Raw genomic sequence first — 13,172 nt, forward strand, 5'->3', positions numbered from 1 at the left:
CGGACACGACCCGGCCATAACCGCATTCCCAAGCCTTGCGCGGTCGGCGAAGACCGCGCCCTGCACGCCATTTTTATGAGCGTGACGTAGGAAAACCGATTCCAACTTGTAAGCCGAATTCAGGCAGGAAACCTCATGACCGACGCGTTCGAACTCCCCAGCACACTGGTCCAAGCCCTCCAGCGCCGCGCGGCCCTGACGCCGGACCGAGTGGCTTTGCGTTTTCTCGCCGAGACCGCGGATCAAACGGTGGTGCTCAGTTATCGCGATCTGGATCGGCGCGCGCGGACCATTGCCGGCGCGTTGCAGGCTCAGGCCGCATTCGGCGATCGTGCGGTGCTGCTGTTTCCCAGCGGCCCGGATTACGTCGCGGCGTTTTTCGGTTGCCTGTATGCCGGTGTGATCGCGGTGCCGGCTTACCCGCCGGAATCGACCAAGCGTCATCATCAGGAACGTCTTCTGTCGATCATCAGCGATGCCGAACCGCGTCTGCTGCTGACCAGCGCCGGCCTGCGCGACGCCTTGCAGCAAATCGAAGGCGCGCCGCCGTTGCTCTGCGTCGATACCCTCGACAGCGCGCTGGCGGACAGTTGGGTGTTGCCGGATCTGAAAGACGACCACATCGCCTTCCTGCAATACACCTCCGGCTCCACCGCATTGCCCAAAGGCGTGCAAGTCAGCCACGGCAACCTGGTGGCCAATGAGTTGCTCATCCGTCACGGCTTCGGCATTGATCTGAACCCGGACGACGTGATCGTCAGCTGGTTGCCGCTGTACCACGACATGGGTTTGATCGGCGGCCTGTTGCAACCGATTTTCAGCGGTGTGCCGTGCGTGTTGATGTCGCCGGCTTACTTCCTCGGCCGGCCGTTACGCTGGCTCGAAGCGATCAGCGAATACGGCGGCACCATCAGCGGCGGGCCGGACTTCGCTTATCGCTTGTGCAGCGAGCGGGTCAGTGATTCGGCGCTGGAACGCCTCGATCTGAGCGGTTGGCGCGTGGCCTATTCCGGCTCGGAGCCGATTCGCCTCGACACCCTCGAGCGCTTCACCGACAAGTTCGCCCCGTGCGGTTTTACCGCGGACAGTTTCATGGCGTCTTACGGTCTGGCGGAAGCCACGCTGTTTGTCGCTGGCACGCCTCGTGGCCAGGGGATCGGCAACCTGCGGGTCGACGATCAGGCCTTGGCACAAAACCGTGCCGAAGCGGGCGAGGGCGCGGCGATCATGAGCTGCGGCATCAGCCAGCCGGATCATGCGGTGCTGATTGTCGAGCCAAATGCACTCACGGAACTGGCCGACAACCTCGTCGGCGAAGTCTGGGCTACCGGGCCGAGCATCGCCCACGGCTACTGGCGCAACCCCGAGGCCAGCGCCAAGACCTTCGTCCAGCACGACGGGCGCACCTGGCTGCGTACCGGTGACCTGGGCTTCAAACGTGACGGTGAATTCTTCATCACCGGGCGCCTGAAAGACATGCTGATCGTGCGCGGCCACAACCTTTACCCGCAAGACATCGAGCAAACCGTCGAGCGCGAAGTGGAAGTGGTGCGCAAAGGTCGCGTCGCGGCGTTCGCGGTCAATATCGACGGTCAGGAAGGCATCGGCATCGCGGCGGAAATCAGCCGCAGCGTGCAGAAAATCCTGCCGCCTGACGCCCTGATCAAAGCCATCCGCCAAGCGGTGGCCGAGGCGTATCAGGAAGCGCCGAGCGTTGTTGTATTGCTCAATCCCGGTGCGTTGCCGAAGACTTCCAGCGGCAAACTGCAACGCTCGGCGTGCCGCAATCGCCTGGCGGACGGCAGCCTCGACAGCTATGCGCTGTTCCCGTCGGCAGACGTGGAAACTGAAACCACCGCGCAATCCGCTTCCGAGCTGCAAACCCTGATCGCCACGATCTGGCGCGAGCAACTCAACGTCAAACAGGTCAACACCGACGATCACTTCTTCCTGCTCGGCGGCAACTCCATCGCCGCCACGCAAGTGGTCGCGCGGTTGCGTGAAGAGCTGGGCCTGGAGCTGAACCTGCGCCTGCTGTTCGAAGCGCCGACCCTTGGTGCCTTCGCCGCAGCAGTCGCGCAACAGCAACAAGATGGCGGCCTGGCCCAAGGCGCGATCATCGCGTTGTCGCGCACTGAAGCGATCCCGCAATCCCTGGCCCAAAACCGTTTGTGGATCACCTGGCAACTCGACCCGCAGAGCAGCGCCTACAACATTCCCGGCGCCTTGCGTTTGCGCGGCGAACTGGACGAAGACGCATTGCGCGCCAGTTTTCAACAGTTGATCGAACGCCACGAATCCCTGCGCACGCGCTTCTTCGAACGTGACGGTGTAGCTCTGCAGCAGGTCGATGCGGCCGGTGATTTCAACCTGCAACTGATCGACATCAGTGACTTGCCCGTCGACAAGCGTGAAGTCCGTGCGCAACAAATCCGTGAGGACGAAGCCCGCACCCAGTTCGATCTGGAAAAAGGCCCGCTGCTGTGGGTGACCCTGGTGCGCCTCGACGACGAGGACCATCAACTGCTGGTGACGATGCACCACATCATCGCCGACGGCTGGTCGCTGAATGTGTTGATCGACGAGTTCTCGCGCCTGTACGCCGCTGCTTCCCAAGGCCAGAAAGCCACGTTGGCGGCATTGCCGACCCAGTACGCCGATTACGGCAGCTGGCAGCGCCAATGGCTGGCGCAAGGCGAGGGCGAGCGGCAACTGGCCTATTGGAAAAACCAGCTGGGCGATGAGCATCCGGTGTTGAGCCTGGCCACCGATCACCCACGCGCCGCGCAACAGATCCACAGCGCGGCCCGCCACACCGTGCGGTTGGGCGTGAGCTTGAGCGAAGCGATCCGCCAGACGGCCCAAACCCATGAAGCGACGCCGTTCATGCTGTTGCTCGCGGCATTCCAAAGCCTGCTGCACCGCTACAGCGGCCAGCGCGACATTCGCATTGGCGTGCCGAACGCCAACCGTCCGCGCCTGGAAACCCAGGGGCTGATCGGCTTCTTCATCAACACCCAAGTGCTGCGCGCCGACGTCGATTCGCGTCTGCCATTTGTGCAGCTGTTGGCCCAAACCCGGCAAGCCGCACTGGGCGCGCAAGCCCATCAGGACCTGCCGTTCGAGCAACTGCTGGAAGCCTTCCCGCAAGCCCGCGAGTCGGGTTTGTTCCAGGTCATGTTCAACCACCAGCAACGGGACTTGAGCGCGCTGCGCCGCTTGCCCGGGCTGCTCGCCGAAGAGCTGCCATGGCACAGCCGCGAAGCCAAGTTCGACCTGCAATTGCACAGTGAGGAAGACCGAAATGGTCGCCTGAGCCTGTCCTTCGACTACGCCGACGAGTTGTTTGAAAAAGCGACGATCGAGCGTCTGGCCGAGCACTACATCAACCTGCTGCGCGACGTCTGCGAGCGTCCACAACAGGCTATCGGCGACCTGCAACTGCTGACTTCGGGCGAGCACGATCAACAAGCGTCGTGGAGCATTGCTCCGTGTACACCCGCCAGCCAATGGCTGCCAGAACGGCTCAATGAACAACTGCGCCAGACCCCGGAACGCACCGCACTGATCTGGGACGGCGGCCAACTGGACTTCGCCGAGCTGCATGCCCAAGCCAACCGCCTGGCCCATTACCTGCGCGACAAAGGCGTCGGCCCGGACGTGTGCGTGGCCATCGCCACCGAGCGTTCGCCGCAACTGCTGATCGGCCTGCTGGCGATCATCAAGGCCGGCGGCGCCTACGTGCCGCTGGACCCGGATTACCCAGCCGAACGCCTGGCCTACATGCTCAGCGACAGCGGCGTCGAATTGCTCCTGACCCAGACCGAACTGCTCGACCGCTTGCCGGCCACCGACGGCGTCAGCGTGATCGCCATGGACGCCTTGCACCTGGAAAACTGGCCGAGCCAGGCACCGGGTCTGCACCTGCACGGCGACAACCTGGCCTACGTGATTTACACCTCCGGCTCTACCGGTCAGCCGAAGGGCGTCGGCAACACCCACGCCGCCCTCGCTGAGCGGCTGCAATGGATGCAGAACACTTATCACCTCGACGAAACCGACGTGCTGATGCAAAAAGCGCCGATCAGTTTCGACGTGTCGGTGTGGGAATGCTTCTGGCCGCTGATCACCGGCGCACGCTTGCTGATTGCCGGCCCCGGCGAGCACCGCGATCCCCATCGCATTGCGCAACTGGTCCAGCAATACGGCGTGACCACGCTGCACTTCGTGCCGCCGCTGTTGGCGCTGTTTATCGAAGAACCGCTGACCGCCGAATGCACCAGCCTGCGCCGGGTGTTCTCCGGCGGCGAAGCCTTGCCTGCCGAGTTGCGCAATCGCGTGCTGGAGCAACTGCCAGCCGTGCAACTGCACAACCGCTACGGCCCGACCGAAACCGCGATCAACGTCACCCATTGGCATTGCACCACGGCTGATGGCGAGCGTTCGCCGATTGGCCGGCCGTTGGGCAACGTGGTCTGCCGCGTGCTCGACAGCGATCTCAATCCAGTGCCGGCCGGTGTGCCGGGGGAACTGTGCATCAGCGGCATCGGTCTGGCCCGCGGCTACCTCGGTCGCCCGAGCCTGACCGCCGAACGCTTTGTCGTCGATCCACTGGGCGGGCAGGGCACGCGGCTGTATCGCACCGGCGACCGTGCGCGCTGGAGCGCTGATGGCGTGATCGAATACCTCGGTCGCCTCGATCAGCAAGTCAAGCTGCGTGGCTTCCGCGTCGAACCGGAAGAAATCGAAGCGCGGCTGCTGGCCCAGGACGGCGTGGCCCAAGCCGTGGTGCTGGTGCGTGAAACGGCCGCTGGCGGCCAGTTGATCGGTTACTACACCGCCACTGACTCCACCGAAACTGAAGACGCGCAAACCACGCGCCTGAAAACCGCATTGGCTGCCGAGCTGCCGGACTACATGGTCCCGGCGCAGTTGATGCGCCTGGATGCGATGCCCCTGAGCCCGAGCGGCAAACTCGACCGTCGCGCCTTGCCGGAACCGCAATGGCAGGTTCGCGAACACGTCGAACCGGTCACCGCGCTGGAGCAACAAATCGCCGCTATCTGGCGCGAAGTGCTGGGCCAGAAGCAAATCGGTCTGCGCGACGATTTCTTCGCCCTCGGCGGTCATTCGCTGCTGGCCACGCAAATCATCTCCCGCACCCGCCAGGCCTGCGACGTCGAGTTGCCGTTGCGCGCGTTGTTCGAAAACAGTGAGCTCGGTGCCTTCGCCGAACAGGTTCGCCTGATCCAGGCCAGCGGCAAGACCAACCAGCAGCCGCCGATCGAAAAAGTCGATCGCAACCAAGCGGTGCCGCTGTCCTATTCCCAACAGCGCATGTGGTTTCTCTGGCAAATGGAGCCGGACAGCCCGGCCTATAACGTCGGCGGTATGGCGCGATTGCGCGGGGTGCTGGATGTCGGGCGTTTCGAAGCAGCGTTGCAAGCGCTGATCATCCGCCACGAAACCCTGCGCACCACGTTCCCGAGCGTCGATGGCGTGGCCCGGCAACAGGTGCACGCCGACAACGGCCTGCGCATGGATTGGAAGGATTTCACCGCGCTGGACGCCGACGGCCGCGAGTGGCAGGTCCAGCAACTGGCCGACGATGAGGCGCACAAACCGTTCGATCTGGAAACCGGTCCGCTGCTGCGCGCTTGCCTGGTCAAGACCGCCGAGCAGGAACACTACCTGGTGCTGACCCTGCACCACATCGTCACCGAAGGCTGGGCGATGGACATCTTCGCCCGGGAACTGAGTGCGCTCTACGAAGCCTTCGTCGATGATCGCGAGTCGCCGCTGCAACCGCTGCCGGTGCAATACCTGGATTACAGCGTCTGGCAGCGCCAGTGGCTGGAATCCGGTGAGCGTCAACGCCAGCTCGACTACTGGACCGCGCAACTGGGCCGCGAACATCCGCTGCTGGAATTGCCGGCCGACCGTCCGCGTCCACCGGTGCAAAGCCATCAGGGTGAACTGTTCCGTTTCGACCTCAGCGATGACCTCGCCGCCCGGGTCCGTGCCTTCAATGCGCAAAACGGTCTGACCCTGTTCATGACCATGACTGCCGCCCTGGCCGTGCTGCTTTACCGCTACAGCGGCCAGACCGATCTGCGTATCGGTGCGCCAGTGGCCAACCGCATTCGTCCGGAAAGCGAAGGGCTGATTGGCGCCTTCCTCAACACCCAGGTATTGCGTTGCCAACTCGACGGGCAGATGTCCGTGGGCGAGTTGTTCGAGCAGGTTCGTCACACGGTGATCGAAGGCCAGTCCCATCAGGACCTGCCGTTCGATCATCTGGTGGAAGCCTTGCAGCCACCGCGCAGCGCCGCGTACAACCCGTTGTTCCAGGTGATGTGCAACGTCCAGCGCTGGGAATTCCAGCAGAGCCGCACCTTGGCCGGCATGACCGTCGAATACCTGGCCAACGATGCCCGCGCCACCAAGTTCGACCTCAACCTGGAAGTCACCGACCTCGACCATCGCCTGGGTTGCTGCCTGACGTACAGCACCGACCTGTTCGACGAACCGCGCATTGCGCGCATGGCCGGGCATTGGCGCAATCTGCTGGAAGCGCTGCTGGCTGGTCCGCAACAGCGCCTCAGCGAGTTGCCGTTGCTCGAAACCACGGAGCAGCAAAACCTGCTCGACAGCCTCGGCATCGAGCCGGGTGAACATCGTCTGGACCAGTGCATCCATCACCTGTTCAGCGAGCAAGCGCTGGCGCGCAAAGACGCGCCGGCCCTGACCTTCGCCGGGCAAACCCTGAGCTACGCCGAACTCGACAGCCGCGCCAATCGCCTGGCCTGGGTGCTGCGCGAGCGGGGTGTCGGCCCGCAGGTCCGCGTGGGCCTGGCGCTGGAACGGTCGCTGGAAATGGTCGTCGGCCTGCTGGCGATTCTCAAGGCCGGCGGCGCCTACGTGCCGCTGGACCCGGAATACCCGCTCGATCGCCTGCACTATATGATCGAAGACAGCGGCATTGGTCTGCTGCTCAGTGACAAAGCCATGTTCAACGCCCTCGGTGAAATGCCCTCGACCGTAGCCCGCTGGTGCCTGGAGGATGACGCCGCCGAGCTGGCCAATTACCCGGCCACGGAGCTGCCGTTTATCAGCCTGCCGCAGCATCAGGCGTACCTGATTTACACCTCCGGCTCCACCGGCAAACCGAAAGGCGTGGTGGTGTCCCACGGTGAAATCGCCATGCACTGCCAAGCGGTAATCGAGCGCTTCGGCATGCGTGCGGACGATTGCGAACTGCACTTCTATTCGATCAACTTCGACGCCGCCACCGAACGTCTGCTGGTGCCGTTGTTGAGCGGTGCCCAGGTGGTGTTGCGCGCTCAAGGTCAGTGGGACGCTGAAGAAATCTGCAGCCTGATTCGCCAGCACCAGATCAACATTCTCGGTTTCACCCCCAGCTACGGCAGCCAGTTGGCGCAATGGCTGGCGACCCAGGGCGAAATCCTGCCGGTGCGCATGATCATCACCGGCGGCGAAGCCTTGACTGGCGAACACCTGTCGCGGATTCGCGCGGCGTTCACACCGAGCCTGTTCTTTAACGCTTACGGGCCGACCGAAACGGTGGTTATGCCGCTGGCCAGTCTGGCGCCGGAGGTGTTGGAAGAAGGCCTGGGCAGTGTGCCGATCGGCAGCGTGATCGGTGCGCGCGTGGCATACATCCTCGACGCCGATTTGGCACTGGTGCCGCAAGGCGCGACCGGCGAGTTGTACGTCGGTGGTGCCGGCCTGGCCCAGGGTTATCACGAACGGGCAGGGATGACGGCGGAGCGTTTTGTCGCGGACCCGTTTGCCGACCATGGCGGGCGTATCTACCGCACGGGCGATCTGGTGCGTCAGCGCGCTGATGGCCTGGTGGAATACCTCGGGCGTATCGACCATCAAGTGAAAATCCGTGGTTTCCGCATTGAACTGGGCGAGATTGAAACCCGTCTGCTGGAGCATGAATCGATCCGCGAAGCCGTTGTCCTGGCGCTGGACGCTCCGAGCGGCAAACAACTGGTTGGCTATCTGGTGACCGAAGTCGCGGAACAGGACGAAGCCCAACAAGCCGCCCTGCGCGAAGCGCTGAAATCGCACCTCAAATCACAACTGCCGGACTACATGGTGCCGACGCACCTGATCCTGCTGGCCAGCATGCCGCTGACCGCCAACGGCAAACTCGACCGCCGCGCACTGCCAGCGCCGGACCCGGAGCTGAACCGTCAGCACTACGTGGTGCCGAGCAATGAACTGGAGCTGACCCTGGCCGGCATCTGGTGCGACGTGCTGAACGTCGCGCAGGTCGGCCTCAACGACAACTTCTTCGAACTGGGCGGCGACTCGATCCTGTCCATCCAAGTGGTCAGCCGCGCACGGCAGCAGGGCATTCACTTCAGCCCTCGCGACTTGTTCCAGCACCAGACCGTGCAAACCCTCGCCGCCGTGGCGACCCGCACCGAGCAGGTCGCCGCCGAGCAAGGTTTGCTCACCGGCACATCGGTGTTGACACCGATCCAGCACTGGTTCTTCGACACTGACATCCCCGAGCGTCAGCACTGGAACCAGGCGTTGCTGCTGGAGCCGACCGAGGCCCTGGAACCCCATCGTCTGGAGCAAGCGCTGCTGGCGGTGATCGAGCAACACGATGCCTTGCGCCTGCGCTTCACTGAAGTGGACGCGAAATGGCACGCTGAGCACCAAGCGATTAATGACACCCCGGTGTTGTGGCAGGTACGCGTCTCGTCCATGGAAAAATGCGCGGCGCTGTTCGCCGATGCCCAGCGCAGTCTCGACCTTGAACAAGGGCCGCTGCTGCGGGTGCTGTTGGTCGATGGTCCTGAAGGTCAACAACGCCTGTTCATCGCCATTCACCACTTGGTGGTCGACGGTGTTTCCTGGCGGGTGCTGCTGGACGATCTGCAAACGGTCTACCGTCAACTGGACGCTCAACAAGGCGTCAAACTGCCGGCCAAAACCAGCGCCTTCAAGGACTGGACGGCACGCTTGCAGGCCTATGCCGGCAGCGAATCCCTGCGCGAAGAATTGAGCTGGTGGCAAACGCAACTGGCCGGTCCAAGTGCCGAGCTGCCGTGCGCTCGTCCGCAAGGTGGCCAGCAAAATCGTCATGCACAAACCGTCAGCGTACGCCTGGATGCCGAGCGCACCCGGCAATTGCTGCAACAGGCGCCGAGCGCCTATCGCACCCAGGTCAACGACCTGTTGCTGACCGCATTGGCCCGTGTGATGTGCCGCTGGAGCGGCCACGAATCGGCGTTGATTCAACTCGAAGGCCACGGCCGCGAAACCCTGTTCGACGAGATCGACCTGACCCGCACCGTGGGTTGGTTCACCAGCGCTTATCCGCTGCGTTTGATCCCAACGGTTGAGCGGGGCGCCTCGATCAAAGCGATCAAGGAACAACTGCGCGCCGTGCCGCATAAAGGTCTGGGTTATGGCGTGCTGCGTTACCTCGCCGATGACCTGTGCCGCCAGACCATGGTCGCGTTGCCAGTGGCGCCGATCACCTTCAACTACCTCGGCCAGTTCGACCAGAGCTTCGGCGCGGACGCGTTGTTCCGTCCCCTCGATGAGCCGGTCGGTGCCGCCCATGATCCTCATGCGCCGCTGCCGAATGAGTTGAGCATCGACAGCCAGGTCTACGGCGGCGAACTGGTGCTGCGCTGGACCTTCAGCGCCGAACGCCACGACCCGCAGACCATCAGTGATCTGGCGGATGCTTACCTGGGCGAGCTGCAAAGCCTGATCGAACATTGCCTGCACGACGAGGCTGGTGGCCTGACGCCGTCAGACTTCCCGCTGGCCCGACTGACCCAACCGCAACTCGATGCGCTGCCGATTCCGGCCGCCGTCATTGAAGATGTCTACCCGCTGACGCCGATGCAGGAAGGCATGCTGTTGCACACCTTGCTGGAACCGGGCACCGGCCTGTACTTCATGCAGGATCGCTACCGCATCAACAGCGAACTCGACCCCGAGCGTTTCGCCCAGGCCTGGCAAGCGGTGATCGCCCGTCATGAAGCCCTGCGCGCGTCGTTCTGCTGGAACGTCGGCGAAGACATGCTGCAAGTGATCCACAAACCGGGCAGCACGCCGATCGAGTACCTCGACTGGACCGCGATTGCTGACGCCGAGCAAGAACCGAAGCTGCAAACGCTGCTGAAAACCGAGCGCGAAGCCGGGTTCGATCTGCTCAACCAGGCGCCGTTCCACCTGCGCCTGATCAAGGTCGGCGCGGCGCGCTACTGGTTCATGATGAGCAACCATCACATCCTGATCGATGCCTGGTGCCGCTCGCTGCTGATGAACGATTTCTTCGAAATCTACATGGCCCTCGGCGAAGGCCGGGACGCGCAATTGGCCGTGCCGCCACGTTATCGCGACTACATCGGCTGGCTGCAACGCCAGAGCCTGGCCGAGGCGCGGCAGTGGTGGAGAACCAACCTGCAAGGCTTCGAGCGGACCACGCCGATTCCAAGCGACCGTCCGTTCCTGCGTGAACATGCGGGCGACAGCGGCGGCATGGTCGTCGGCGACCGCTACACCCGGCTCGATGCCCGTGATGGTGCGCAATTGCGTGAACTGGCCCAGGCTCATCAGCTGACCATCAACACCTTCGCCCAGGCGGCGTGGGCCCTGGTCCTGCGGCGCTTGAGCGGTGATCGCGACGTACTGTTCGGCGTCACCGTCGCCGGACGTCCGGTGGACATGCCGGAGATGCAACGCACCGTCGGGCTGTTTATCAACAGCATCGCGCTGCGGGTGAAAATGCCCGAAGACGACCAGCGTGTCAGCGTGCGCCAGTGGCTCAGCGGTTTGCTCGACAGCAACATGCAACTGCGCGAGTACGAATACCTGCCGCTGGTGACCATTCAGGAAAACAGCGAACTGCCCAAAGGCCAGCCGCTGTTCGACAGCCTGTTCGTGTTCGAAAACGCCCCAGTGGAAGTCTCGGTGCTGGACCGGGCGCAAAGCCTCAACGCCACCTCGGATTCGGGCCGCACCCACACCAACTTCCCGTTGACGGCGGTGTGCTATCCGGGCGATGACCTGGGTTTGCACCTGTCCTACGACCAGCGCTATTTCGACGAATCCACGGTCGAGCGCATGCTCGGTGAGTTCAAGCGTTTGCTGCTGGCCTTGGTCGAAGGGTTCCATGGCGACATGGCCGACCTGCCGCTGCTGGGCGCCGAGGAGCAGGACTTCCTGGTGCATGGCTGCAACCAGAGCGAACACGAGTATCCGCTGGAAAAAAGCTACGTCGAGTTGTTCGAAGCCCAGGTCGCGCAGCATCCGCAGCGGATCGCCGCCAGTTGCCTCGACCGGCTGCACAGTTATGTCGAGCTGAACCAGCGCAGTAACCGTCTCGGTCATGCGTTAATCGCAGCGGGCGTCGGGCTCGATCAACCGGTGGCGTTGCTGGCGGAACGGAATCTCGATCTGCTGGGCATGATCATTGGCAGCTTCAAGGCGGGCGCCGGTTACCTGCCGTTGGACCCGGGTCTGCCGAGTCAGCGCCTGAGCCGCATCATCGACATGAGCCGTACGCCATTGCTGGTCTGCACTCAGGCCTGTCGTGAGCAAGCGGTCACATTGCTGGAAGAGTTCGGTTGCGCTCATCGACCGAAGTTGCTGGTCTGGGAAGAGGTGCAAGCGAGCGAGGCCTCGGTGCAAAACCCGGGCATCTACAGCGCCCCGGATAACCTGGCCTACGTGATCTACACCTCGGGCTCCACCGGGTTGCCGAAAGGCGTGATGGTTGAACAGCGCGGCATGTTGAATAACCAATTGAGCAAGGTGCCGTACCTGAACCTGAGCGCCGCCGATGTGATCGCGCAAACTGCTTCGCAAAGCTTCGATATTTCGGTCTGGCAGTTCCTCGCCGCGCCGCTGTTCGGCGCGCGGGTGGACATCGTGCCGAACACCATCGCCCACGATCCACAGGGTTTGCTGGCTCACGTGCAGAGCCAGGGCATCACCGTGCTGGAAAGCGTGCCGTCGCTCATCCAGGGCATGCTCGCCCAGGAGCGCATGAGCCTCGACGGCCTGCGCTGGATGCTGCCGACCGGTGAAGCGATGCCGCCGGAACTGGCGCACCAATGGCTGCTGCGCTACCCGGAGATCGGGCTGGTCAATGCTTATGGCCCGGCGGAATGCTCGGATGATGTGGCGTTCTTCCGCGTCGACGTGGCGTCGACCCGCGGCAGCTATTTGCCAATTGGTACGCCCACCGACAACAACCGTTTGTACCTGCTCGATGGCGCGCTGGAACTGGTGCCGCTGGGTGCGGTGGGTGAGTTGTGTGTCGCCGGCACCGGTGTTGGACGCGGTTATGTCAGCGATCCGCTGCGCACCGCCCAGGTGTTTGTACCGAACCCGTTTGGCGAACCGGGGGATCGTCTGTATCGCACTGGCGATCTGGCTCGTCGGCGCAGCGATGGCGTGCTGGAATACGTCGGCCGGATCGACCATCAGGTAAAGATTCGCGGTTACCGCATCGAGTTGGGGGAAATCGAAGCACGTCTGCACGAACAACCGGAAGTCCGCGATGCGGCGGTGGGTGTGCAGGAAGGCGTCAACGGCAAGCATCTGGTCGGCTATCTGGTGGCGGCGGATTCGGCGCTTAACCCGAGCGAACGCCTGGAACGCATCAAGCAACGCCTGCGCGCCGAGCTGCCGGAATACATGGTGCCGCTGCACTGGTTGTGGCTGGACAAAATGCCGCTCAATGCCAACGGCAAACTTGATCGCAAGGCCCTGCCGGCGCTGGAAATCGGTCAGTTGCAGAGCCAGGATTACCTGGCGCCGCGCAATGAACTGGAGCAGACCCTGGCGGATATCTGGGCTGAGGTGCTGAAGGTGGAGCAGGTCGGTGTTCGCGACAACTTCTTCGAACTGGGCGGCCATTCGCTGCTGGCGACACAGATTGCTTCGCGGGTGCAAAAAGCCCTGCAACGCAATGTGCCGCTGCGGGCGATGTTCGAGTGCAGTTCGGTGGAGGAGTTGGCGGAGTACATCGAAGGGTTGGCGGCGAGTGATATCACCGAGGAGAAGGTCGATCGGTTGAATGACCTGATGGCGGAGTTGGAAGGGCTTTGATTCTCTAGCGTCCGTTATGGCCTCTTCGCGGGCAAGCCTCGCTCCTACGGAAT

1 protein-coding gene is annotated in these 13,172 nt (G+C 63.1%); it reads left to right on the plus strand.

Annotated features, from left to right (window positions below; translation table 11 throughout):
- Positions 1–135: 135 nt before the first annotated feature.
- Positions 136–13,119, plus strand: coding sequence for a non-ribosomal peptide synthetase (locus HKK52_RS30265; protein WP_169373779.1), 12,984 nt, complete (start codon positions 136–138; stop codon positions 13,117–13,119).
- Positions 13,120–13,172 lie beyond the last annotated feature (53 nt).

Source organism: Pseudomonas sp. ADAK2 (genome assembly GCF_012935755.1).
Classification (GTDB): Bacteria; Pseudomonadota; Gammaproteobacteria; order Pseudomonadales; family Pseudomonadaceae; genus Aquipseudomonas.

Bases quoted from the DNA above. Each gene is read 5' to 3' on its own strand.
- HKK52_RS30265 (WP_169373779.1), top strand. From the start codon at position 136: ATGACCGACGCGTTCGAACTCCCCAGCACACTGGTCCAAGCCCTCCAG.